Genomic DNA, 23,254 nt, shown 5'->3' with positions numbered 1-23,254 from the left:
GGCGTTGAACGGGCACCGGTCGACGACCAGCCCATCGGGAAGCCGGGTGACCGGTCCCGCGCCGCCGCCGTCCGGCCCGCGCCGAAGGTCCCGTTCAGCCGGACGATCATCCGAGGACGAGCGGGAGTTCCGCGGCCAGCTCGCCCAGCTCGACCCGCTCCGCGCCGGTCGGGGCACGCCGTCCGGTGCCGACCAGCAGCGCGTCCTGGTCGGAGAACGACGCGGGGAACGCCGTCCCGGCGATCTTCTCCAGCATCTCGCGGGACCGGGCGAGCCCCTCCGCGGGTGGTCCCGCCGCGTCCGGGAGGTGCGCGACCAGGTCGAGGTGGTGCAGCGTCCACTCCAGGACGTACGCGGACAGGTAGTCGCCCGCGGTGAGGACCTCGCCGCGGGTGCCGACCCGGAGGTCCGGGTCGGCGAGTTCGGCGGCGCGGCCGGCGGCGGAGCCGACGTCGTCGAGGTGGAACTTGAGCAGCCGAGGCTCCTCGTAGGCGGCGGCCAGCCGTACGGTCAGCGCGTCGAGCGGGTCGTCGCCGGTCGGCGGCGTTCCGGTGACCTCCCAGTAGGTCACCGCGTCGCGGGTCGGTTCCGTTGCGGCGGGGGTCACGAGGGTGATCAGGACGTCCTGAGCGTCGATGACCAGATGGCACACCAGGTCCCGCACGAGCCAGCCGGCACAGCCGGACGGCCGCGTGAAGTCCTCGTCCGGGAGTCCGGCGACCGCCGTGCGCAACGCCGTCCAAGAGCGTGAGAAGAGATCCACAGCGGCAAGGTAGTTCCGTGCCGCCATGGCGGACAAGCGCATTCGGACGGCCGGCCCCGGCGGGGTTCTACGAGCGGGTCGCCTCGTAGTCGGGGAGCGCGGCCGGGGTGGTCCGGGCTGCCGGGCGCATGGTGAGGATCAGCGCGGCCAGCCCGGCGAAGATAACCGCGGCGACGACACCGGTGACGTGCAGGCCGGCGGTGAACGCCTCCCGCGCGGCGTGCAGCAGTTCCGCGCCCTGGCCGGCGGGGAGGTGCCGGCCGGCGGCGACCGCGCCGGCCAGCGAGTCGGACGTGCCGTCCATCCGGCTGCGGTAGACCACCGCGGCCACCACACCCAGCAGCGCGAAGCCGAGCGAACCGCCGAAGTAGTTGCCGGTCTCCGACATCGACGCCGCCGAGCCGGCGCGCTCCGGCGGTACGGACCCGACGACCAGCCCGGTGCCCAGCGCGAACAGCGGGCCGGTGCCCAGCGCCAGTACGGCGATGCCGATCATCACCAGCGGCAGGGCGCCCGCACCGCCGACGCCGACCAGCAGCAGGCTGCCCAGCGCCGACCCCACCAGTCCCCCGGCGATCGCGGTCGTCTGCTTCATCCGCCGAGCGAGCGCCGGCGCGGCCATGGTGCCGACCGCCACGCCCAGGCCCATGGGTGCGAACAGCACCGCCGACATGAGCGGCGAGAAGCCCAGCACGCCCTGCAGGTACTGGGTCACCAGCAGGCCCGTACCGGCCATGGCGATGCCGGCGAAGACCAGCGCGACGAGTACGGCCGTGAACGGGCGGTTGCGGAGCAGCCTCAGGTCCAGCAGCGGCGTCTCCAGCCGCAGCTGCCGGCGGACGAACAGCAGTCCCATGGCCGCGCCGACGACGAGGGCCACCGCCGGCACGGCCGGCACGCTCTCGACGGTCAGCTGCTTGATGCCGTAGACCGTCGAAAGCACCGCCACGAGCGACAGCCCGACGCTGGCCAGGTCCAGCCGGCCGGCCTGGTCGCTGCGGAACTCCGGCAGCAGGACCGGCCCGGCGAGCAGCAGCACCCCCATCGCCGGCACGGCGACCAGGAACACCGACCCCCACCAGAAGTGCTGGAGCAGGAACCCGGCGAGGACGGGTCCGAGCGCGCCGCCGGTGAACTGGCAGGTCGCCCAGATCGCGATGGCCTGCCCGCGCTGCCGTTCATCGCGGAACATGTTCGTGATCAAGGAAAGTGTGGACGGCGCCAGGGTCGCGCCGGCGACGCCCAGCAGCGCACGCACGACGATCAGCATCAGCGGGCTGACCGCGAAGGCGGCCACGACCGACAGCACCGCGAATGCCGCCGCGCCGATCATCAGCAGCCGCCGGCGGCCGATCCGGTCACCGAGCGTACCCATCGTGATGACCATGCCGGCCACCATGAACCCGTAGCTGTCGCTGATCCACAGCTGCTCGACGTTGGTGGCGCCCATGTCGGCGCTCAGCTGTGGGAGCGCGAGGAGCAACGCCGTCGTGTCTATCGCGACGAGCAATGTCGGCAGCGCCAGGACGCCCAGTCCCAGCCATGCCCGGTTGACTCGCATATCCGGGACTCCTTGTTCTCTCGACGTTTCGCCGGTTGGTCGGAGCGGCCGAGAGGTTCTTGACATCGGTACGGAGGAAATCTCACGCGTCTGCCACGGTGGGCGTCAGCAGATATGACGGCCTCCCGGTCCGGGCGGGGCGATGGGGGAAAAACTCATGCGAAATTTGTGGCGGGGGATGTCAAGACGGCGGCGGCGGCTCCGACCAACCACTCGAAGGGCCCAGCCGGGGCTCGCGGACCACGAGGAGTACGAGATGAAGTTCCTGATCAGCATGCACATCAACCCGGCCGTGATAGACGCGCTGACCGACCAGGAGAAGGCGGCGATCGGCGACGGCCACGGCAAGTTCATCGAGGCGCTGAAGAAGTCCGGCGAGCTGATCACCACCCAGGCACTGGTCGACCCGTCACAGGCCGCCGTGGTGTCCGTGCGCAACGGCCAGCCGGTGGTGACCGACGGGCCCTTCCTGGAGTCGAAGGAGTATCTGGGCGGCTTCTACCTGATCGACTGCGAGAACAAGGAGCGGGCGATCGAGCTGGCATCGCAGATCCCGGACACCGCGATCGAGGGTCTGGGGGTCGAGGTGCGACAGGTGATGTTCGCTGACGGACAATTGGAGGCATGACAGCACCAGTCATCGAGGACCTGCTGCGTGAGCTCACGCCGCAGGTCCTCGGCGCGTTGATACGCCGGCACGGCCAGTTCGAAGGGTGCGAGGACGCCGTGCAGGAGGCCGTCCTCGCCGCCGCCCTGCAGTGGCCGGCCGAGGGAGTGCCGGACAGCCCGCGCGGCTGGCTGGTGGCTGTCGCGTCCCGTCGGCTCATCGACCAGATGCGCAGTGACCACGCGCGCCGCGAGCGGGAGTCGGCGACGGCCGCCGAGGTGGTGCCCGAGGACGTACCGGACACCGACGACACGCTCGTCCTGCTGTTCCTGTGCTGCCATCCGACGCTGACCGCGGCCTCCCAGACAGCCCTGACGCTGCGGGCGGTCGGCGGCCTGACCACGGCCGAGATCGCCCGCGCGTTCCTGGTGCCGGAGGCCACGATGGCGGCCAGGATCAGCCGGGCCAAGCAGCGCATCAAGGCCGCCGGCAGCTCGTTCGGCCTGCCGGACGGCCCGGACCGCGAGGAGCGGCTACGGGTCGTCCTGCACGTGCTCTACCTGATCTTCAACGAGGGTTACACCGCCTCCTCGGGCAGCGAGCTGCACCGCGCCGACCTCGCGCACGAGGCGATCCGGCTGGCCAGGATGGTGCACGCGCAGCTGCCCGAGGACGGCGAGGTGACCGGGCTGCTCGCGCTGATGCTGCTGACCGACGCCCGCCGGGAGGCACGCACGACGGCGGCCGGCGACCTGGTGCCGCTGGACGAGCAGGACCGTGCGAGATGGGACCGCGGGCTGATCGAAGAGGGCATCGAGCTGGTCAAGGCGTCACTGGCCGGCCCGGCGCTGGGGCCCTACCAGCTGCAGGCCGCCATCGCCGCCACGCACGCCGCCGCGGCCACGGCCGCGGCGACCGACTGGCCGCAGGTGCACGCGCTCTACCTGATCCTGGAACGGATCGCGCCCAACCCGATGGTCACCCTCAACCGGGCGATCGCGCTCGCCGAGACCGAGGGCCCGCCGGCCGGGCTGGCCCTGCTGTCCACACTGGACGGTGACGAGCGGATGGCCGGGCATCACCGGCTGCTGTCCGTACGGGCGCATCTGCTGGAGAGGACCGGCGACACGGCCGGGGCGTACGAGCACTACCGGCGTGCCGCGAAGTCCACCGCCAGCATCGCCGAGCGACGCTACCTGGAGGCCCGGGCCAGCCGGGTGAGGACATAGGTTCCGCCCCAGCCCCTTCACCGGTGGTGCTCCGTGGATCTCGTCCGGGCCGGAGCAGCGGACGGGCGGCGGTCACGGCCGGAAGACCGAGGACGGCGGCAGGGTCAGGACGGCGGCGGGCAGGTGGCGCAGCGCCGGCGGGACGGTGACGGTGCCGTCCCGGTCGATCCGCGCCGGTTCCTCGCCCCAGCGGGCGCCCGGGTGGTCGAGCAGGTCGGCGGGCAGGCGGAAGCAGCCGTGCGCCGGGTCGAACGCGATCACGTTGAGCGTCCCGTCGGGGCGGACCGTGTAGCGCAGTGGCGCGCCCACCGGCTCGGCGTGGCGGTGCCAGGGGCGGGTGCCGTAGACGGCGTGCGGGTGGGCGGCCAGCCAGCGGCCGAGGTCGCGCAGCCGGTCGACCTGCGCACCGGGCAGGGAGCCGTCGCCGCGCGGGCTGATGTTGAGCAGCAGGTTGCCGTTCTTGGCGACGGTGTCGACGAGGAGGTGGACCAGTTCGGTGGCGCCGATGAGGTGGGTGTCGTCCTCCGCGCGGTTGTAGCCGAACGAGGCGCCGAGACCGCGCGTCGCCTCCCACGTCCACTCGGGCGCGGTGGTCTCGGTGCGGTACTCGCGGGTGCGGAAGCCCCGGTGCGGCACGCCCCACCGGTCGTTGACCACCCCCTCGGGGACGCGCTCGTAGTAGTGCTCGAACAGCGCGGCCAGGCTGTGCGGCCCGGCGGCCTTGGCGGAGTCCGGCCAGTCGATGTCGTTCCACAGCACGTCGGGCCGGTGCCGTTCGACCAGCTCCCGCACCTGGTCGAAGCAGTAGCGGGCGAAGGCCGGGTCGTTGCGCCGGTAGGTGAACAGGTCGGTCAGCGACCGGATGGGCGGGAAGTGCGACACGTGCCAGTCGAGCGCGCCGGAGTAGTAGAGCCCGAAGCGCAGTCCTGCCGACCGGGCGGCGCCCGCCAGGTCGGCGACGACGTCGCGGCGGGGTCCCCGGTGGACGCTGGAGAAGCCGGTGGTGGCGGTGTCCCACAGGCAGAAGCCGTCGTGGTGCTTGGCCGTCGGCACCACGTAGCGCGCCCCGCACGCGGCGAAGAGCCGCATCCAGCCGTCGGGGTCGTACCTGTCGGCCGCCCAGCCGTCGGCCAGGTCCTCGTAGGAGGTGCCGACGCCGAAGGCGCTCTCGTGGTGGGCGCTGGTCGGCGAGCCGGGGATGCGCAGGGTGTTGGCGTACCACTCGGCGTACTGGTGGTGGCTGTACTCGAGCTCCGCGGGCACGTCCTGGCCCGGCCCGCGCGGCGGCGCCCATCCGGCGACCGAGTACAGCCCCCAGTGGACGAACACGCCGAACTTGGCGTCCCGGTACCAGTCGGGCACCGGTCTGTCGGGGTAGTCCGGCGCGTCCGCGCCGAGGTCGGGACCGGTCCGGCGATCGAAGAAGAGCATGGATTCCTTTCAGCGCCCGGCCAGCCCGGCCGTGGCGATCCCTTTCACCAGGTGTTTCTGCAGCGCGACGAGGAGCAGCAGGGTGGGCAGGACGGAGATGACGGAGGCGGCCATGACCAGGTGCCACTGGTTGCCGTTCTGGCCGAAGAAGAGCTGCAGGCCGAGCGGCACGGTACCTCTGGCGTTCACATCGTTGATCATGATGAGCGGCCACAGGAAGCTGTTCCAGTAGCCGATGAAGGTGAACACCGCGAGCACGCCCAGGGCGGGCCTGGCGAGCGGCAGCATGACGCGCAGGAAGACGCGCAGCTCTCCGGCGCCGTCGAGGCGCGCCGCCTCGCGCAGCTCGCCCGGCACACTCTTGAAGAACTGCCGCAGCAGGAACGTGCCGAAGGCGGTGAACGCCCACGGGAAGATGAGCGCCTGGTAGCTGTCCACCCAGCCGAGCCCCTGCATGAGCAGGAACATCGGCACGACCAGCACCTCCTGCGGCACCATCATGGTGGCCAGGAAGACGAGGAAGACGCCGTCCCGGCCGCGCCAGCGCAGCGCGGTGAAGGCGTAGGCCGACAGCGCCGAGGCGGCCAGCACGACGAGGGTGCCCGCGCCCGACACGAGCACGCCGTTGCCGATGTAGCGCTCGAAGGGCACGTAGTCGAAGACGTCGGCGAAGTTGCGCCAGCGCAGCTCGGAGCCGATCAGCGCGGTCGGCGAGCCGAACGTCTCGCCCGGCGGCTTGAGCGCCGTGGCGACGGCGAAGATCAGCGGATACAGGAACGCCAGGGCGACGCCGGCCAGCAGGGTGTGCGACAGCAGGCGGCTAGCTCTCATAGTGGACCCACCGTTTCTGGCCCAGGAACTGCACGGCCGTGACGCCGAGGATGACCGCGAACAGCAGCCACGCGCCCGCCGCGGCCAGGCCGAGGTCGCGTGACTCGAAGCCGGCCTGGTAGATGTTCATGACCAGCGTCTCGGTGACGTTGCCCGGCCCGCCCGCCGTGAGGATGTAGGGCTGGGTGAACACCTGCAGCGCGTTGATCATCGTCATGGTCGCCGCGAAGAACAGCGCCGGCGAGATCAGCGGCAGTTGCACGCTGACGAGCCTGCGCAGCCCGGTCGCCCCGTCGAGCGAGGCGGCCTCCAGCACGCTGGGCGACATCTCGTTGATGGCCGCGGAAAAGACGATCATGTTGTAGCCGAACCCCTGCCACACGCTCATCGCGACCACGGCCAGCAGCGCGGTACGGCCGTCGGCCAGCAGGTTCGGCTCCCCGCCCACGGCCTGGAAGAGCAGCTTCCAGATGACCGCGTTGGCCACCATCGGGGTGATGGCCGGGACGAAGAACAGCACCCGCCACAGGTTCGCCCAGCGTGACCGGTTGATCCAGAACGCCAGGCCGAGCGCGAGCAGGAGGTTGAGCGGCACGTAGAGGCCGGTGAAGACGAAGGTGTTGCGCAGCGCGGTCAGGAAGTCGGGATCCTCGCCGAGCAGGTAGCGGAAGTTCTCCAGGCCGACGAACTCCCGCGTGCCGAGCATGGGCCACTCGAAGAAGCTCATGACGACGGCCATCCCGACCGGGAACAGGGTGAACAGTCCCAGCCCGAGCACGCTCGGCGTGACGAAGCCGAGCGCGCTCCACTGCTCTGTCGTACGCGGGTTCACTGGCCTCGGACGCTCTGCTGCTGGATCGTGCCGAGCGCGTCCTTGGGCGACTGGTCGCCGGTGTAGACCTGGATGAGGTACTGCGCCATGAGCTTGCTGACGCTGTCCCAGTTCTTGGTGGTGAAGAGGGGGACCCCGCCGGCCAGGCCGTCCTTGAGCGAGGCGATCGCGCCGCGCACCGCCTCGGCGTTGCGCGGGTCCTGCTTGACGAGGAACTCCTCGTAGGTGGCCTGCTGGTCGGTGCGCGAGGGGAGGCTGCGGCCCTGCCCGGCCAGGTAGGCCTGGGCGTCCGGCCCGGTCAGCACCGAGACGGCCTTGGCGGCCTCCTGCGGGTAGGGGCAGCCCTTGGCGACGCCGAAGCCGGAGGCGGCGAGGTAGGTCTTGGAGCCGCCGGACCCGGCGGGCAGCGGCGCGAAGCCGACCGCGAACTTGGCGTCCTTGACCGCCGAGCCGATGTTCCACGACCCGTCGACCGCCATCATGGCGTTGCCGTTGACGAACTGCGTCTCGCCCCAGCCCACGTCGGACGAGCTGGCCGGCACCAGCGCCGCCTTGCTCGCGGCCAGGCCGGCGTACCAGGTGAGCGCGTCCACCATGGGTTGGCTGTCGAACCCCAGCTTCACGTCCGGGGTGACCGGCCGGGCCCCGTTGTAGGACAGCATGAGCGACAGCGAGTGCAGGTCGGCGAAGGACATGCCGAACCCGGCCTTGCCCCCGGTGGAGAGCTTCTTGGCCGCCTGCTCGAAGTCGGCGACGGTCCAACCGCTCTTCGGCTCGGCCACGCCCGCCTTCGTGAAGGCGTCCTTGTTGTAGTAGAGAAGCATCGAGGCCAGGTCGTACGGCAGGGCGAGCTGCCTGCCGTCCAGCTTGAGCGCCTCCAGCGCGGCGGGGGCGAAGCCCTGGGTGTCGGCCTTGCCGTCGAGCGGCTCCAGCAGGTCGGCGTAGGCGCTGAGGCGCAGGCTCTGCATGGACACCACGCACGGCTGCTTGCCGGCCGCGAACTCGGTCTGGAGCTTGGTGAAATAGTCGTTGAACGGCGCCGTGCGGAGATTCACCTTGATGGTGGGGTGTCTCTGGGTGACGAGCGCGGCGAGATGGTCGAGCTGGGCCTTCTCGTCCTCACTGCCGGCCCACATCTCCCAGTCCAGCGTGACGGTGCCTCCGGTGTCGCGGGCGCCGCCCGACGCGCCGGAGCCTCCGCCGCCGCACGCGGCGGAGACCATCATGCCTGCCAGGCACAGGACCGGCAGGACGCTTCTGCGCATGCGCATCTGCGCTCCCTCCTAGACGCCGCCCGTGATATTTTTCGGGGGCGAATTTATTATGGTGGCTGACCTTAGGGTCGGGACGCGCAGGCCGTCAAGAGAGGCAGAATGACCGACATGCCCCCACCTCCGTACCGGGAAGACCTGGTCAAGGCGGAGATCCTCGCCATGCTCGGGCCACAGCCGCTCAATCGGTCACAGATCGCCGCCCGGCTGGGCCTCGGCGCGGCCACCGTGACCGAGCACACCCGCCGCCTGATCGAGCTGGGCTACCTGCGCGAGCTGCCGCCGCAGGTCAGCGGCAGAGGACGGCCGAAAGTGCCGCTGGAGGTCGTCCCCGACGCCGCCTACACGCTGGGCCTGCGCGTCCACCCCGACCACCTGATGGGCGTGCTGGCCCGGCTCGACGGGGGCGAGGTGGCCCGCTTCACCCGGCCGTTCTCACCCACGGGCGACCCCGTGCGGCAGCTCGCGGCCGCGTGCGAGGACGTGCTGCGCGATCCCGACACCGGCTCGCGGGTGCTCGGCATCGGACTGGCCGTCCCGGGGGTCATCGACCCCGGCACCGGCACGGTGCGGCTGTCGCCGCGCATGGGCTGGACCGACCTGCCGCTCCAGCCGCCACTGGCGGCGCGCCTGCCGGTGCCCGTGCTGATCGACAACGACACCCGCGCCTCCACCACGGGAGAGCTGCTCTACGGCACCGGCCGCGACCACGACGACTTCCTGGTGCTGGCCATCGGCGACGGCGTGGGCATGGGCATCGTGCTGGGCCGCCGGGTCCATCGCGGCCCCGACGGGGTGGCCGGCGAGTTCGGCCACGTGCCCACCGGTCCGGGCGGCCCGAAGTGCGTGTGCGGGCGGCGCGGCTGCGTCGACGCCTACGTCGCGGACTACGCGCTCGCCGCCGAGGCCGTGGCGCGCGGCCTCGTCGACGTGCCGCCACCGCTGGAGGGGCTGCGCCGCCTGGCCGCCGAGGACGCCCCGGGCGTGCGCGACCTGCTCGCCGGGGCCGGCGAGATCCTCGGCCGCGCCGTGGCGGGCGTGGTGAACGTACTGGCCGTGCGGGCGCTGACCGTCATCGGGGAGAGCCACGTGCTCTGGCCGTACATCGCGCCCGGCTTCCACCGCGCGGTCGACGAGGGGGTCATCGCGGCCCTGCCCGGACTGGAGATCACCCTGAGACCATGGGACGACAGCGGTCACGCCCGCGGCGCGGCCAGCCTGGTGCTGGCCGCCAGTCTCGCCTCGTGAAATGCCGACGGACAGCCACCGGATTACTTATAGTGATCGCGTGGAACCGGATGATTTATATAGTCACCTGGTCATTCTCGGCTTACGCCCCCAAACCGCCCGTGTTTACGTACAGTTGCTCTCCATGCAGCAGGCGACCGAGGCGGCGCTCGCCGAGGCGCTGGACCTGCGGGCCGACCAGGCGCGCTCGGCGTTGAAGGAGCTCACCACCTGGGGCCTGGCGGGCCGGCACGACGCCAGCGGTTTCCGGGCGGTGGTGCCGGAGGTCGGCCTCGACGCGCTGGTCCGGCGGCGGCAGGCCGACGTCGAGCAGGCGCGCATCGCCGTGGGCCACGCCTTCGAGACGCAGCGCAGGTCCGCCCGCAGGACCGACGTCGACTCGCCGGTCGAGGTGGTGACCGGCCCTGCGGTGAAGCTGCGCATCCGGCAGCTCGTCAACGGCGTCCGGCACGGGATCCGGCGGCTCGACCGGCCGCCGCACCTGTTCGGGGCCGTCAACAGGGCGGAGATCGAGCAGCTCACCCGGGGGGTGAGCTACCGGGTGGTCTACGCGCGGGAGTCCCTGGAGCTGCCCGGCTACCTGGAGGAGAACGTCACGCCGTGCGTGGAGGCCGGGGAGCGGGCACGCGTCGCCGCGGACCTGCCGGTGAACATGACCATCCTCGACAAGGACCTCGCGTGGCTCGCCAGGCCGGAGAACGGCCAGGACGGGGCGCTGACGATCGTCTACCCGGGGGGCCTGCTGGAGGCGCTCACCGGGCTGTTCGAGATCTGCTGGAAGAGCGCCGTCCCCCTGCACCTGGCGGCCGGGACGGGGCCGTCGATCCGCGCCGATGACCGCAGGCTGCTCGTCCTGCTCAACGCGGGGGTCAGCGACGCCCGCGCGGCCCAGAGCCTGGGGATGAGCCGCAGGACGTTCTACCGCCGGCTGGAGCAGCTGATGGCTCTGACGGCCACGACCAGCAGGTTCCAGCTGGCCGCCGCGGCGGCCCGGCGGGGCTGGCTGTAGGCGTGCTCGACGGAAGGGAGCGCAGGGGTGAACCAGCAGCAGCCGCCTGAGGAGTTGCGCAGGTCCCTCGACGAGGCGCTGGCCGCCGGGCCGTTCAGCGTCGCGTTGAGGCTGGCCATCCAGGTGGGCGGCCTGAGCCTCGACCGCCTCCAGCACCGCCTGCGCGAGCAGGGGATCTCGGTGAGCAGGACGGCGCTGAGCTACTGGCAGTCCGGCCGCACGCAGCCCGAACGGGCCGAGTCGATCCGGGCGCTGCGCGCCCTGGAGCAGGTGCTGGACGTGCCGGCCGGGTCGCTCGTCGGCCTGCTCGGACCGCCCAGGCCCCGGGGACGCTGGACCGGGCACCACGTCCCCCGCCCGACCCGGCCCGACCGGTCATGGGCCAGGCCGGAGGGGCTGCTGCGGGTGCTCGCCCAGGTGGAGGCGGCCCCCGAGAGCATGGCCCACCTGCTCCAGCGGCGGCGCAGCACGCTGGTACGGCTCGACGCGCACCGGCAGATCCGCTCGGTCTTCATGCAGGTGGTGCTGGAAGCGCAGCGCCCCCACGTGCACCGCGCGCTCATGGTCCACCACTTCCACATGGCCGGGGTGCCCGGCCCGGCCATCGAGCAGCCCCGGGGATGGCGGCCCGGCCGGGTCAGGAGCGACCCGGAGACCGGCTTCGAGGTCCACGAGATGATCCTCGACCGCATCCTCCCGCAGGGCGCGACCGCGGTGACGGAGTACACGCTCGCCTTCCCGCCCGGCCACCTCGACCCGCACACCGCCCACCGGGTGGTGCCCGGCACGCGGGAGCTGACCATCGAGGTGGTCTTCGACCCGGCGGCGCTGCCCCCCCTTGTGCCGCGGCTTCTACCAGCCGTCGATCGCGCACCCGCGGACCGCGACGGAGGAGCTGTTGATCGGCGGCACGGGCACGGCAGCCTACACGCTCTTCGACCCCGAGCCGGGCATCCACGGCGTGGCCTGGGAGTGGAACTGACCATCACTGGATCACCGCCGGCGAGGAGGCGTCCCGGCGCAGCAGCCGCGGCGCCCCCGTGCCGTCGGCCGGCACGGCGAACAGAGAGATCCGCCCCTCGCCGTCGGGCCGGGCGTAGGCCACGGTCGCGCCGTCCACCCAGGCCGCCTGGTCGTCCACCTCGGCCCGCTCGGCGAGCGGGGTCTCACGCCCGGTCCGCAGGTCCATGACGTGCAGCCGCCAGCGCGTGCCGGCCCGCCTCTTGTAGGCGATCCGCGTCCCGTCGGGCGACAGCGAGGGGCACTCCACGCCGCCGGCGACCGCGGTGAGCGTGCGCGTGGCCAGGTCGCCGCGGAGCAGCCAGATCCGGCCGCCCGACCCCATCGTCGCGTAGAAGGTCCGGTCGTCGGCCGCGAACGTCACGCCCCAGAAGTTGCGGTCCTCCCGCCGGTACGGCTCGCCGTCGACGACGACGGCGAAGTCCTCCAGGGAGCCGTGCAGCGTCCCGGACCGCGTGTCGTAGATGCCGGCGGTGGTGGCGAACCCGCCCGGGTCGTAGGAGTCGCCGGAGCGGAAGACCGTCCAGGCCGCCAGGCGGCCGCTCGGGGAGACCCGCGCCCTGCTGGGCGTGCCGTCGACGCGGACCGGCTCGGCGATCTCCTTGTCACCGCGCAGGAACACCGCCTCGAAACCGGCGGGCACGGCGACCGTCCGCAGGCACACCGTGGTGCCCCCGGAGGTGTAGGCGCGCAGGCAGGTCCGGGCGCGGCGGACCGGCTCCGCGCCGGCGTCCGTGACCGGCACTTGGGCGAGGGTCCGGCCGCGGTCCAGGAACACGAGGGTGCCCGGCCCGGCCTCGGCCGCGGCCCGCGTGAGCGGCTGTTCGTTCCCGGCCATCGCCCAGGCCACGTAGCCGCCGCCCGCGCAGACCAGCGCCACGATCGAGCAGACTCCAGCGACGATCCGGCGGCGGGCGCTCACGACGGGGTCTCCTTTCCGTCGGGCGGGAAGACGCAGGCCGGCAGGAGGCCGGCGGCGAGCAGCACGGCGAAGACCACGAACGAGACGCGCAGGTCCCAGCCCGTGGCGAGCGCGCCGAAGCCGATCGTGCCGCCCGTGCGGGCCAGCGCCTGGCCGGTCTGGGTGATGGCCAGGCCGCTGGCGCGCAGGTGCTCGGGCAGGTGGGGCGCGAGATGGGCCATCAGCACCCCGTCGGTGGCGGCGTAGAACAGCCCGTGCAGCAGCAGCACGCATGCGGCCGCCACCGGGCCCTGCCACTCGGCGGCCAGCAGCGCGTAGGCCGCCGCCAGCAGCGCGTGGCCGGCCACGAACACCTTCCAGCCGCCGGCCCGGTCGGCCAGCCTGCCCAGCGGCACCGCAGCGAGAAGGAACACCAGCGAGGTGGCCAGCGGCAGCAGCGGCAGCGTGGCCGCGCCCAGCCCGGTCTGCCGCTGGACGCCGACGAACACGAACGCGTCCCCGGCCGTGACCAGCCCCAGCATGGTCGCGTAGGCCGCCGCCCGGCGCAGCGGGCGCCGCGCCGGCAGCCCCCAGCCCTCCCGCAAGGAGACCCGCGGGCGGACGGCCGGGGCGATCCGCCGGTCGCGCACGGAGCACGCCAGGATCACCACGCCGATCATGGCCAGGCAGAAACTGGTGACGAAGACCGCGTCGTAGGCGTCACCGACGGCGGCCACCAGCGCGAACACCACCACGGGGCCGAGCAGCGCACCCGCCGTGTCCAGCGCCCGGTGGACGCCGAAGGCCGCGCCCAGCGCGTGCGGGGACGTGGCGGCCGTGATGAGGGCGTCACGCGGGGCCGCCCGCAGCCCCTTGCCCGCCCGGTCCACGGCGACCACCGCGCCGATGGCCGAGACCGCCCCGCCCACCATCGGGAACAGCAGCTTGCTCGCGGCCGACAGACCGTAACCGGCCAGGGCCACCGCCTTCGGCCGCGCGGACCGGTCGGCCAGATGGCCCCCGGCCAGCCGCAGCAGCGCGCTGGCGCCCGTGTAGAGACCGTCGAGCAGACCGAGGTGCAGGAAACCGGCGCCGAGGCCGTACAGCAGGTACATGGGCAGGAACGCCGCGACCATCTCGGCGGAGATGTCGGTGAAGAAGCTCACCATGCCGAGGGCGACCACGGTGGCGGGCACGCGGGCGGATCTCAGCCGCCCGGCGGCCGCGGGCGTCCCGGTGGCCCTGGTTGTGGACAGATACACGGTTCACCTTCTCTGGGACGGAGGGCTTGGCGGGCCGAGCGGGGGCACGGGACGGCGGCTCCGTCCCGCGCCCCCGGGGCGCCGGTCAGAAGGTCGGGCTCCAGGAGTTCAGGACGCCGTTGTCCTGGTCGAGCGTGTCCTTCACCCGGAGCCGCTGCCCGTCCGCGGCCGTGCCGGAGCCGTCCACGGCGGTGTCGACAGGGTGTCTCCCCCGCCGGAGGAGGTGATCCGCACGTCGTCGACGGCGGCCTCGACGAGGCTCGCCGTCCCGAGATCGGCCGCCTCGACGAGGATGCGGACGCTCTGCCCGGCGAAGGCGCTCAGGTCCGCGGTGGCCGCCTTCCAGGCGCCGTCCAGGTCGGTGGAGGCGGTGCCGAGTTTCTCCAGGACGGTGACGGTGCTGGTGCCGACGACCTTGACGCGCAGGTAGTCGTCGGGGCCGGAGTTGTCCCGGTGGGCGAAGTTGTAGGAGAAGGTCAGCGTGGAGGCGCCGGCCGGCAGCGTGATGGCCGGGGAGCGGACGCTGGTGACACCGCCGTCGACGTCGTCGGCGCCCGGCCCGGAGCCGGCCAGCTTGCCGGTGACCAGCGCGTTGACGCCGCTGACCGTGGTGCCGAGCTGCTTGACGCCCGACTCGGCGGTCTCCTCGGGGTCGCCGCGCTCCCAGCGCCCGCTGGTGGCGGTGTCGCTGCCGGCGGGGTCGGCGGTCCAGCCGCGCTCGGCCTCGAAGTCGTCGGAGAAGGCGGTCGTGCCACCCCCGCCGCCGACGGTGAGCTGGACGGTCGCGGTGTGGCTGAGGGAGCCGGAGGTGCCGGTCACGGTCAGGGTGTGGGTGCCGGTGGGCGTGCCCGCGGCCACCGAGACGTTGAGCGTGGCGTCCGCGCTCGTGCCGCCGCTGACCGTCACCGACGACGGTGAGATCGTCGCGGTCACGCCGGACGGCTGGCCCGAGACGGCGAGCCGGGTGGTGCCGGCGAAGCCGTCACGGCTGGCCACCCGCACGGTGGAGGTGGCCGAGGCGCCGGGGACGACGTTCATCGAGGAGGGCTGGGTGCCCAGCGCGAAGTCGGGCGTGTTCGAGCCCGCCCTGTGGCAGGTGGCGGTGCCGCTGTCGGTGAACGTGCGGCCGGCGATCGGCACGAAGTCGAACCGGTAACCGGTGCTGGACAGGGTCAGCTTGAGCACGCCGTGCGTGTTGGCGTTCTTGGCCTGGAGATTGGCCGGGTTGCTGGAGCTGAGCGAGTAGAAGCTCCGGCCGCCCGTGCCGACCAGGATCTCCCGGATGCCGTTCGGGTCGGCCCTGCCGTCGGGGTCCTGCAACGCCCACCGCTGGTAGTTGTGGTCGTGGCCGGCCAGCAGCAGGTCGGCCTTGTGATCGTAGAGGGCCTTCCACAGCGGCCGGGTGCCGGTGGCCGCGCCGTGGTTGCCGACGTTGAAGAGCGGGTGGTGCAGGTAGGCCGCGGTGCACGGCTTGGTGTTGGCGGCGAGGTCCTGGCGCAGCCACTGCTCCTGGGCCGAGCCGGCGCTCGTCGAGATGTTGCTGTTGAGCGCGACGAAGTGCCAGTCGCCGATGTCCCAGCTGTAGTAGCCCTTGCCGCGGGCGCCGGCGCGGGCGCCGAAGTAGTCGAAGTAGCCGGACGCGCCGCTGGTCTTGTACTCGTGATTGCCGGGGGTGGGGTAGGTCTTGCCGAAGAAGGGGCCCCAGGTCTGCCTGTAGGCGCCGTTGTACTCGCTGAGCGTGCCGCTCTCGTAGGCGTTGTCGCCGGTGGTGAAGACCGCGGCGGGGTTGATGCCCGTCAGGAGCTCGGCGGTGTCGGCGCAGGCGCTGCCGCAGATGTCGCCGGCCCCGGCCACCACGACGTCGGCGGCCGCGAGGGGCCGGGTGCCGGCCTGGTAACCGTCGACGGCGTACGCGCTGGCCGGGTCGCTGAAGCGGGGCTCCACCTTGACGCAGTCGCCCTGCAGCGCGCGGGTGGTGAACACCCTGTCGCGCCAGGCGTCCCCGGTGAACCGGGAGCTGCCGCCGGCCGAGCCCGTCACGGTCAGGCTGTCCTTGCCGCGTAGGTCGAGCCGGGTGAAGCGCAGGCGCAGCCACTTGGCTCCGGAGCTGCACACCTCGCGGTCGGGGGCCTTGGCCGCCGACCCGGACACGGCGACGCTGCCCGTACCGGCGGCGCTCTCGGCGAGCTGCGGCACGGTGTCGTCGGCGGGAGCCGCCTGCGCCGCGGCCTGGGCCGTCCGTACGTTCGTGGTCCGGGCCTGCCCGCCCTGGGCCTGGGTTCCGGCTGCCTGGGCCTGGGCCGGTCCGGCGCCGAGCGCGGCCAGCATCGCCAGGCACGCCGTACCGGACAGGAGTCTGTGGCGTCTCTGAGTCTGAGAAGGGATCACGGACGGTGTTCCTCTCGGATGGGGTCAAGAGTCGTGCCTCTCCGTGGGCCCCACGGCGATCGGAAAGCTATCTGCCGTACGCACGGAGTCAATGGCCCTGTCGGACACCGTGACAGCATTCAGTGAATGGCCGGGCGGCGCGCGGGCAGGTCAGGCGGAGTCTCCCCTGGCCAGCGGCCCTGCCAACGCTTGCTGTTCCGTGAATTGACGCCTTGACACCACGCGCTATGTAGCTGTTAACGGCATTTATGGCTGTTTGTCGCTGGAATCATGGCGCATTAGTGCCAGTGGCACTTTTTCCCCCACAATGAGGGTGCCGGAGCAGAACCTTCATCCCATGAGACGACCCAGCCGCGCCGCGGCCGCCGTCACCGTGGCCGCCACCGGGCCGGCGGACCGGGCCACCGTCGAACGCCCCGTCACGGTCGGCGACCGCCCCGGCAGCGGCTCGGCCACCGCCGAGGTCACCGTGAACATCCGGCACACCGAATAGGGTGCCGCTGTGGATCTGGACGTCATCCGGCGCGGCATCGACGCGCTCAGCGAGTACGACACGGACTTCGGACTCTTCGGCGCCCGCCGGCACCGCTACCGGTTCGAGCCGCCGCTCGACGAGGCCGCGCTGGAGGCCGTCGAGGCCCGGATCGGGGTGCGTTTCCCGGCCGACTACCGCACGTTCCTGACCCGGCTCGGCAACGGCGGCGCCGGCCCGTACTACGGGGTTCACGGACTGCGGCCGGACGGCGCCTGGGCGCGGTCCGGCCCGTTCCCGTTCACCGAGGAGTGGGAGCCGCCCGACCTGGACGACGAGGACTACGACGACGTCATGGAAGCCGCGTTCGAAGGGCTGCTGCCGGTCGCCGAGCACGGCTGCGGCTACCGCTCCCACCTCGTCGTCAACGGCCCCGCCGCGGGCCAGGTCTGGGGCGACTGGACGTGCGTCGGCGAGGTGCTGGCCCCCGAGGCCGAGTCGTTCGGCGCGTGGTACCACGACTGGCTGAAGAGTTCGCTGCGCGAGGTGCTGGGCGAGCGGATCGAGGCCACCGTGCGCGACGAGGCCGGCTGGAGCGTTGACCGGCGGCTGCTCAGCCTCCTCCCGCCGCCTCCCGCCGGTGGTGACGGACAGCCGGAGGTGAAGGTCCTACGGCTGCTCAGGCGGGCCTACCCCGCCCTCTACCGGCACCACCACAGCGACGCCCGCGACCTCCTCGCCCGGGCCCGCGCGGTCGGCGCCGCGGCGGACTACGAGGTGCGCATCGCGCTCGCGGAGGCCGTGCTCCTGCGCGAGGAAGGCAGGATCACCGATGCCCTGACCACCGTGGAACACACGATCCCGCGGTGCGGCCAGCCGTTCGAGAGCGCGTGGCTGCGCCGCCTGCGAGTCGAGCTGCTCCTGACGCAGAGCCGGCTGGACGACGCGTGCGCGGCGGCCGAGGAGCACATCGCGTACTGTCCCGACGACGACTTCGGCTACGTGCGCCGCGCCCTCCTGCGGGTGCTGACCGGCGACCCCTCGGCCGCCGAGGAGGTCCTGCGCGCCGACGCCCCGCTCGGGAGAGGACTCGGGCCGGCGAGCCACCTGTGTCCCACCGACCGCGCCCCGGCCGCCCTACGGCTGCGCGCCCGGCGCCTGGCCTGGGAGTGCCGCCGCTGGGGACACCCCGCCGACGCGTCCCGCTTCGAGGCGATCGCCGCCGCACCGAGCGCCCAGGCCACCGGACCGGGCGCGGGAACCGAGGACGTCGATGCTCGCTGAGGAGTTCGGTCACCGGGTGCTACCGGGGGCGGCCGTCGACACCCTGGGCGTGGAGGAGATCCTCCGGGGCCGGGCGCCGAGGCCGGCTACGGCCTCCGGGAACCGCCTGGGCAGAACTCCGCCTGGAGCACATCGGTGAAGATGCCGATCGGGTCCTTCCATCCGCCCCCGGCCCAGTCGCCGTTGACGTTGACCGCGACCAGGCGCCTGCCGTCGCGGGTGCCGTAGGCGTACGACCACGAACCGAAGATGGCCCCGCCCATGCCCCAGACCGTCGTGCCGCACGACAGCCTCACCGAGGAGACGCCCAGGCCGTAGGTGGTGTGGGGGATCCAGTCCTTGGTCGGGACCATGGTGAACATCTCCCGCTGCTGGGCGGGCGGGAGGAGCCGGCCGCCCAGCAGCGCCCTGAAGAAGCGGCTGAGATCCCCGGCTGTGGAGATCATGGCCCCGGCCGCCCAGAACGGGGAGGTGTTCATCTCGGTCACGTCATGGATCTCGGCGCCGGGGTCGGGCAGGTTCAGCTTGGAGTAGTGCCGCGAGTGCGGTCCCCGCAGCTTCAGGTCATCGCCGCGTGGCAAATACGTCCCGGCCAGGCCGAGCGGGCGAGTGATGCGCCGTGAGATCTCCCCCGCCAGCGTCCTGCCGGTCGCCCGTTCGATGACCATTCCGGCCAGGACGTAGTTGGTCTGGGAGTATCCCCAGCTCGTGCCCGGTTCGAAGGCGGGCGGCCGGGACATGGCGATCTGCACGAGCTGCCGGGGGGTGGGGTAGTCGTAGCGGTTCACCGCCGCCTGGTCCTGGAGGTAGTCGAAGATCCCGCTGGTGTTGTCGAGCAGCCGCCTGATGGTGATCTTGCGGCCGTCGTTGCCGTTGCCGCCGACCACGCCGGGCAGCCACTTCTCCACGGTGTCGTCGAGGCTCACCGTGCCTTCGGCCACGAGTTGCAGGGCCACGGTGGCCACGAACGTCTTGGTGGTGCTGCCGATGCGGAAGCGGTGCTGCGGCTTCCGCTTGCGACCGGTCCTGGAGTCGGCCACTCCGGCCGAGCCGGACCACCGTTCACCGCCGTCGCGGACCTCGGCGAGGATGCCGGGGACGCCGCCTTCGGCCACGGCCCGGTCGAGCACGCGCTGGACCTCGGCATGGCCGGGGCCGGCCGCCGTCGAGGGCGCCGCGGAGGCCGCCATGGCGCTCCCCGCCACCATCGCCCCGGTGATGAGCAGGCCGAGGCCCGCTTGAGCTGTGCGTGTGCGCATGAGGATGTTTCCCTTCGGATGGCGCGAGCCGTGCAGGACCGCGGTGCGGGACGAGTGGGGGTCACGGGTGCCGGGATCGGCGGACTCAGCCGGATCACGGTTGGCGGCCCGGGCCGGGCGAGCGTCTCGCCGGCCTTCGGCGAGAGGGCGGCGGCGGCGAGGGGGCGGCGGCGGACATGGGCACGCCGATCACGCTGGGCTTCACGGCCGGCGTTCAGGGATCCGCCGCGTGTCGCCGTGCGGGCCCTGCGCCGGGAAAGCCAGGAAAGGCCAAGAAAAGCCGGAGAAGGCCAGGAAAAGCCGGGGAAAGTCAGGGAAAGTCGTGGGCCTGGCGCCGGGGGACGCCGGGGAGGTGGGACGGTCTCGGCGGCGGCTGCCCGTTACCGGCCGGCGTCGGTGAGCGTCTGCAGCAGGCGCGTCACCAGGTCGTCCTGGTCGACACCGGCCAGGGCGAGCGCGCGCGGCACGGTGCCGACCTGGGCCCGCAGGATGCCCAGCAGGAGATGCGCCGGCTGCAGGTCCTTCTTCCGGGCGACGGAGGCGAAGCCTCGTTCGAGCGCGAGCTTGGCCGAGGCCCCCAGCTGCGCGGGAGGGGCGGAGACGGTGCTCGGCCGCGGGAGGTCGAAGGCGGCGAGAGAGACCCCGGCCGCGTTCAGGCTGTGCTCGAACTCCCGGTCCAGCGCGTCGCGGATCGCCTGGCGGTCCAGCCCGGCCGAGCTCAGGACCCGGTGGGTGGTGGTCTCCTGTCCGGCGGCGATCGCCAGCAGGAGATGGTGTGCCTCGATCGTCGTCGATCCGTCGGTGTGGGCCTGGTGTGCTCCCTGATCGATGATCGTGTTGATGTAATGGTCGATGGCGGCCATCGTCAGCGCCTCCTCAGTGTGACGCCGGCGGCGATGAGCCGTTTGGCGTGCTTCTTGTGGACCGCCTGCCGCGTCACGCCGAGCGCCTCGGCGACCTGCGGCCAGCTCCAGCCCGCCCGCATGGCCTGCTCGACGGCGGCGTCCTCTATCTGGTCGGCCAGGCGCCTCAACGCCGCCACAGCCGCCAGCGCGTCAGCGGGCTGCGGGGGATCGGGAATCTCATCGGCGGGCATGCAAGCAACCATAGTTGACTAATCTCAAATTAGTCAACACAGGTTGCTTGTTGCGGGTTCCGGGGGCCGCGCCGCCTCCCCCGCCCGCGCCCGCGCCGGCGCCGTCCGGCGGGTGGCCGGCCGACAGCGACGCGCGTAGCGGGCACGGGCCGGCGCCGGCGCACCCCGCTAGGACTGCCGGCGTTCCTCCGGGCCGAGCACGCTGGACAGGAACGCCCTGGTCCGCCCGTGGCCCGGGTTGGCCAGGAGTTCTCCGGGCCGGCCCCGCTCGACGGCCACGCCGTCGGCGAAGAAGGTCAGCCAGTCTCCGACCTCCCTGGCGAAGGCGATCTCGTGGGTCACCACGACCATCGTCATCCCCTCGGCGGCCAGGCCCTTCATGACCTCCAGAACCTCGTCGACCAGCTCCGGGTCCAGCGCGGAGGTCGGCTCGTCGAACAGCATCAGCGCCGGGTTCATCGCCAGCGCCCTGGCGATGGCCACCCGCTGCTGCTGGCCGCCGGAGAGCTGGTGGGGCCGCTTGTGCGCGTGGTCGGCCAGGCCCACCCGCTCCAGGTGCTCCATGGCCAGCGCCCGCGCCCGGTCGGCCGGGGTGCCCAGGACATGGACGGGACCGCAGGCGACGTTCTCCAGCGCGCTGTGGTGGGCGAACAGGTTGAAGCGCTGGAAGACCATGCCGATGTTCCTGCGGAAGGCGGCGAACTCCTTGGGCGTCCAGGGGTGGTACCTGCCGCCGCGCAGGGTGTGGCCGACCTCCTCGCCGAGCACCCGCAGGCTGCCGCCGAGCACCGGCTCCAGGCCGTTGATGCACCGCAGGAAGGTGGACTTGCCCGAGCCCGACGGGCCGATGACGCAGTTCACCTCGCCGGAGGCGACGGTGAGGTCCACGCCGTTGAGCACCTGCGTCTCGCCGTAGCTCATCCGGACGCCCGAGGCCCGCACGACCTGCTCGCCCGGCGCGTTCATGCGGCCGCCTTCGGCAGGATCCTGGCGGCCAGGCCGCCGCCGCGCACCAGCCGTACGGCCTCGGAGCCGAAGCGGCGCTCCAGCCTGCCCTGCAGGAAGGTCGCCACGGCGGTCATGAGCATGTACCAAAGGCTCGCCACGATCAGCAGCTCCATGATCAGATTGTTCGCCTTGTAGATCTGGCTGGCGTTGGTCATCAGGTCGTGCCCGGCGACCACGTAGACCAGCGAGGTGGTCTTCAGCATGGAGATGAACTCGTTGCCGGTCGGCGGGATGATGATGCGCAGCGCCTGCGGCAGCACGATGACCCGCATCCGCCTGGCCGGCGTCATGCCCAGCGCGTACGCCGCCTCGGTCTGGCCGTGGTCGACGGCCTGGATCCCGGCGCGCACGGTCTCGGCGAAGTAGGCCGCCAGGTTCAGCCCCAGCCCCAGCATGGCCGAGGTGAAGCCGGTCATCACCTGGTTGGTGTCCCATTTGAGGCCGATCGTGGTGAACGGGATCTTGAGCACCAGCTCGGGGAACAGGAAGGCCAGGTTGTACCAGAAGATGAGCTGGACCAGCACCGGCGTGCCGCGGAAGAACCAGATGTAGAGCGTGGCCAGCCCGCTCAGCACCGGGTTGTGCGCCAGCCGCATGATCGCGACCAGCACGCCCAGGACCAGCCCGAGGGCCGTGGCCAGCACCGAGATCTCGATGGTGACCCAGACCCCGCTCAGGATCCGTTCGTTGAACAGGTACTCGGCGACCTTGCCCCAGTCCAGGTTCGGGTTGGCCACGAGGAGGTAGGCCAGCCGGGCCGCGACCGCCAGCGCGACCGCCGCGGCCAGCCAGCGGCCCCAGTGCCAGGTCCGCGCGACAGGGATCGGCCTGCCCGACGCGTCGGTGATCAGTTCGGTCCGCACGGTCACTTACCGCCGTTGATCACAGCGGACTGGACGGCCAGCTTGTCGAGGTTCCACGCCGCGAGCAGCTTGCCGTACTCGCCGCTCTGGATGAGCGCGTCCAGCGCGCCCTTGACGGACTCGATGAGCTCCTTGTTGTCCGGCTTCATACCGATGCCCCACGGGCTCTCGGTGCCTTCGAGGGTGATCGCCTCCATGGCGAGCTTGGGATCGGCGGACTTGTAGGCGGCCACCACGTAGTCGGTGACGGTGGCCTGCGCGCGGCCGTTGCTCACCTGGAGCATGGCCTCCGTGTCGCCGGGGAACTTCAGGATGTCCACCGCGGCCTTGCCGTCCTTCTTGCAGTCGGCGTCGTAGCTCTCGGCCAGCTCCATCGAGGAGCCGTTGTCGACGACGGAGACCGTCTTGCCGCACAGGTCCTTCGGTCCGGAGATGCCGGCCGGGTTGCCCGCCTTGACCAGCATCCCCGAACCCGCCTGCACATAGTCGACGAAGGTGACCTGGCCCTGCCGCTCGGGGTTGTCGGTCATCGAGGAGATGACGAAGTCGTAGCGGCCGGTGAGCACGCCGGGGATCTGCGAGTTGAACTCCTCGTCGGTGATGGTCACCTTGACGCCGAGCTTCCTGGCGATGGCCCTGGCCAGGGCGGGGTCGAAACCGATCGGCGTCTTGCCGTCGCTGGCGAACAGCTCCATCGGCGGGTAGCCGATGGAGGAGACGACCTTCAGACCGTCGGCTCTCAGGCTCGCCGGCGCCTTGGCGGCGAGGCTCTCGTCGGGAGTGATGGCGTTGATGACGTCGGCCGCCTTCTCCTCGGCGGGGGCCTGGCCCGACAACACCGTGCTGTGCAATTTCGCATCCGTATACCAGCTTGCGCTCTTGCAGAAGATCTTGCGTGAGCGTGGACGCTGGACTGAGG

Annotated in this window: 23 protein-coding genes; 7 read left to right on the top strand and 16 right to left on the bottom strand. The window is 72.0% G+C overall.

The annotated features are described in order from the left end of the window. Positions 1–106 precede the first annotated feature (106 nt). Positions 107–763, bottom strand: a complete 657-nt coding sequence (locus ACWDS7_RS29310) for a maleylpyruvate isomerase N-terminal domain-containing protein (protein ID WP_451931885.1) — start codon at positions 761–763, stop codon at positions 107–109. Between the two features lie 67 nt (positions 764–830). Then, positions 831–2,324: an MFS transporter gene (locus ACWDS7_RS29305; protein ID WP_306873485.1), complete on the bottom strand. Its 1,494-nt coding sequence runs from the start codon at positions 2,322–2,324 to the stop codon at positions 831–833. A gap of 256 nt (positions 2,325–2,580) precedes the next feature. Here ACWDS7_RS29305 and ACWDS7_RS29300 point away from each other — a divergent pair, with 256 nt between their 5' ends. Both ACWDS7_RS29300 and ACWDS7_RS29295 read left to right on the top strand, forming a co-directional pair. Then, positions 2,581–2,952, top strand: a complete 372-nt coding sequence (locus tag ACWDS7_RS29300; protein WP_306873488.1) for a YciI family protein — start codon at positions 2,581–2,583, stop codon at positions 2,950–2,952. Further along, entirely contained in the window at positions 2,949–4,160 is a 1,212-nt protein-coding gene (locus ACWDS7_RS29295) for an RNA polymerase sigma factor (protein ID WP_451931884.1), read from the top strand. Before ACWDS7_RS29300 ends, ACWDS7_RS29295 begins: the two co-directional genes overlap by 4 nt. Before the next feature lie 72 nt (positions 4,161–4,232). On the opposite strand, the gene ACWDS7_RS29290 is transcribed toward ACWDS7_RS29295, so the two are convergent. The 4 genes from ACWDS7_RS29290 to ACWDS7_RS29275 are packed head-to-tail and all read right to left on the bottom strand — an operon-like array spanning position 4,233 to position 8,525. Continuing rightward, positions 4,233–5,591 (bottom strand): alpha-L-fucosidase, encoded by a 1,359-nt coding sequence (locus ACWDS7_RS29290; RefSeq protein WP_451931883.1) that lies wholly within the window; start codon positions 5,589–5,591, stop codon positions 4,233–4,235. 9 nt (positions 5,592–5,600) lie between these two features. Beyond that, positions 5,601–6,422 carry a carbohydrate ABC transporter permease gene (locus ACWDS7_RS29285; RefSeq protein WP_306873497.1) on the bottom strand — a complete coding sequence of 274 codons (822 nt, stop codon included), beginning with the start codon at positions 6,420–6,422 and terminating at the stop codon, positions 5,601–5,603. Beyond that, a complete protein-coding gene (locus ACWDS7_RS29280) occupies positions 6,412–7,254 on the bottom strand; it encodes a carbohydrate ABC transporter permease (protein WP_451931882.1) in 843 nt (280 codons plus the stop codon). The genes ACWDS7_RS29285 and ACWDS7_RS29280 overlap by 11 nt, the downstream gene beginning before the upstream one ends. Beyond that, entirely contained in the window at positions 7,251–8,525 is a 1,275-nt protein-coding gene (locus tag ACWDS7_RS29275; RefSeq protein ID WP_451931881.1) for an ABC transporter substrate-binding protein, read from the bottom strand. Before ACWDS7_RS29275 ends, ACWDS7_RS29280 begins: the two co-directional genes overlap by 4 nt. 111 nt (positions 8,526–8,636) lie before the next feature. Between ACWDS7_RS29275 and ACWDS7_RS29270 the strand changes: the two genes are divergently transcribed. Together ACWDS7_RS29270 and ACWDS7_RS29265 are read left to right on the top strand one after the other, a co-directional pair. Then, the gene (locus ACWDS7_RS29270; protein WP_451931880.1) at positions 8,637–9,773 is read left to right on the top strand and encodes an ROK family protein; all 1,137 of its coding nucleotides are present in this window, start codon (positions 8,637–8,639) and stop codon (positions 9,771–9,773) included. 124 nt (positions 9,774–9,897) lie between these two features. Further along, positions 9,898–10,782: a hypothetical protein gene (locus ACWDS7_RS29265; RefSeq protein WP_451931879.1), complete on the top strand. Its 885-nt coding sequence runs from the start codon at positions 9,898–9,900 to the stop codon at positions 10,780–10,782. Positions 10,783–10,982: 200 nt separating this feature from the next. Here ACWDS7_RS29265 and ACWDS7_RS29260 read toward each other — a convergent pair whose 3' ends face one another. After that, on the bottom strand, positions 10,983–11,585 hold the full coding sequence (locus ACWDS7_RS29260; RefSeq protein WP_451931878.1) for a hypothetical protein: 603 nt from the start codon (positions 11,583–11,585) through the stop codon (positions 10,983–10,985). Between the two features lie 35 nt (positions 11,586–11,620). Between ACWDS7_RS29260 and ACWDS7_RS29255 the strand changes: the two genes are divergently transcribed. After that, complete coding sequence (locus ACWDS7_RS29255) at positions 11,621–11,764, top strand: hypothetical protein (RefSeq protein WP_451931877.1); 144 nt, start codon at positions 11,621–11,623, stop codon at positions 11,762–11,764. Positions 11,765–11,767: 3 nt separating this feature from the next. Here the strand turns inward: ACWDS7_RS29255 and ACWDS7_RS29250 are convergent, their stop codons facing one another. The 3 genes from ACWDS7_RS29250 to ACWDS7_RS29240 form a co-directional block, all read right to left on the bottom strand. After that, positions 11,768–12,724, bottom strand: coding sequence for a hypothetical protein (locus ACWDS7_RS29250; RefSeq protein ID WP_451931876.1), 957 nt, complete (start codon positions 12,722–12,724; stop codon positions 11,768–11,770). Further along, on the bottom strand, positions 12,721–13,965 hold the full coding sequence (locus tag ACWDS7_RS29245; protein ID WP_451931875.1) for an MFS transporter: 1,245 nt from the start codon (positions 13,963–13,965) through the stop codon (positions 12,721–12,723). The genes ACWDS7_RS29250 and ACWDS7_RS29245 overlap by 4 nt, the downstream gene beginning before the upstream one ends. A 141-nt stretch (positions 13,966–14,106) precedes the next feature. Beyond that, positions 14,107–16,353 carry a metallophosphoesterase gene (locus tag ACWDS7_RS29240; protein WP_451931874.1) on the bottom strand — a complete coding sequence of 749 codons (2,247 nt, stop codon included), beginning with the start codon at positions 16,351–16,353 and terminating at the stop codon, positions 14,107–14,109. 337 nt (positions 16,354–16,690) lie between these two features. Between ACWDS7_RS29240 and ACWDS7_RS29235 the strand changes: the two genes are divergently transcribed. Together ACWDS7_RS29235 and ACWDS7_RS29230 are read left to right on the top strand one after the other, a co-directional pair. Next, positions 16,691–16,846, top strand: a complete 156-nt coding sequence (locus tag ACWDS7_RS29235) for a hypothetical protein (RefSeq protein WP_451931873.1) — start codon at positions 16,691–16,693, stop codon at positions 16,844–16,846. Positions 16,847–16,855: 9 nt separating this feature from the next. Beyond that, positions 16,856–18,109: an SMI1/KNR4 family protein gene (locus ACWDS7_RS29230; protein WP_451931872.1), complete on the top strand. Its 1,254-nt coding sequence runs from the start codon at positions 16,856–16,858 to the stop codon at positions 18,107–18,109. A gap of 86 nt (positions 18,110–18,195) precedes the next feature. Here ACWDS7_RS29230 and ACWDS7_RS29225 read toward each other — a convergent pair whose 3' ends face one another. The 6 genes from ACWDS7_RS29225 to ACWDS7_RS29200 all read right to left on the bottom strand — a co-directional run bounded on the left by ACWDS7_RS29225 (position 18,196) and on the right by ACWDS7_RS29200 (position 23,186). Further along, on the bottom strand, positions 18,196–19,368 hold the full coding sequence (locus tag ACWDS7_RS29225) for a serine hydrolase domain-containing protein (protein ID WP_451931871.1): 1,173 nt from the start codon (positions 19,366–19,368) through the stop codon (positions 18,196–18,198). 380 nt (positions 19,369–19,748) lie between these two features. Beyond that, positions 19,749–20,231, bottom strand: a complete 483-nt coding sequence (locus ACWDS7_RS29220) for a Clp protease N-terminal domain-containing protein (protein ID WP_451931870.1) — start codon at positions 20,229–20,231, stop codon at positions 19,749–19,751. 2 nt (positions 20,232–20,233) lie between these two features. Next, positions 20,234–20,464 (bottom strand): hypothetical protein, encoded by a 231-nt coding sequence (locus ACWDS7_RS29215; RefSeq protein ID WP_451931869.1) that lies wholly within the window; start codon positions 20,462–20,464, stop codon positions 20,234–20,236. Positions 20,465–20,632: 168 nt separating this feature from the next. Further along, the gene (locus tag ACWDS7_RS29210; protein ID WP_451931868.1) at positions 20,633–21,430 is read right to left on the bottom strand and encodes an amino acid ABC transporter ATP-binding protein; all 798 of its coding nucleotides are present in this window, start codon (positions 21,428–21,430) and stop codon (positions 20,633–20,635) included. Then, entirely contained in the window at positions 21,427–22,335 is a 909-nt protein-coding gene (locus tag ACWDS7_RS29205; RefSeq protein WP_451931867.1) for an amino acid ABC transporter permease, read from the bottom strand. Before ACWDS7_RS29205 ends, ACWDS7_RS29210 begins: the two co-directional genes overlap by 4 nt. Positions 22,336–22,337: 2 nt before the next feature. After that, positions 22,338–23,186 (bottom strand): ABC transporter substrate-binding protein, encoded by an 849-nt coding sequence (locus tag ACWDS7_RS29200; protein ID WP_451931866.1) that lies wholly within the window; start codon positions 23,184–23,186, stop codon positions 22,338–22,340. Between the last annotated feature and the right edge of the window lie 68 nt (positions 23,187–23,254).

The organism is Streptosporangium sp. NPDC003464, assembly GCF_053588315.1.
This window is presented reverse-complemented; position numbering and strand designations above follow the sequence as displayed.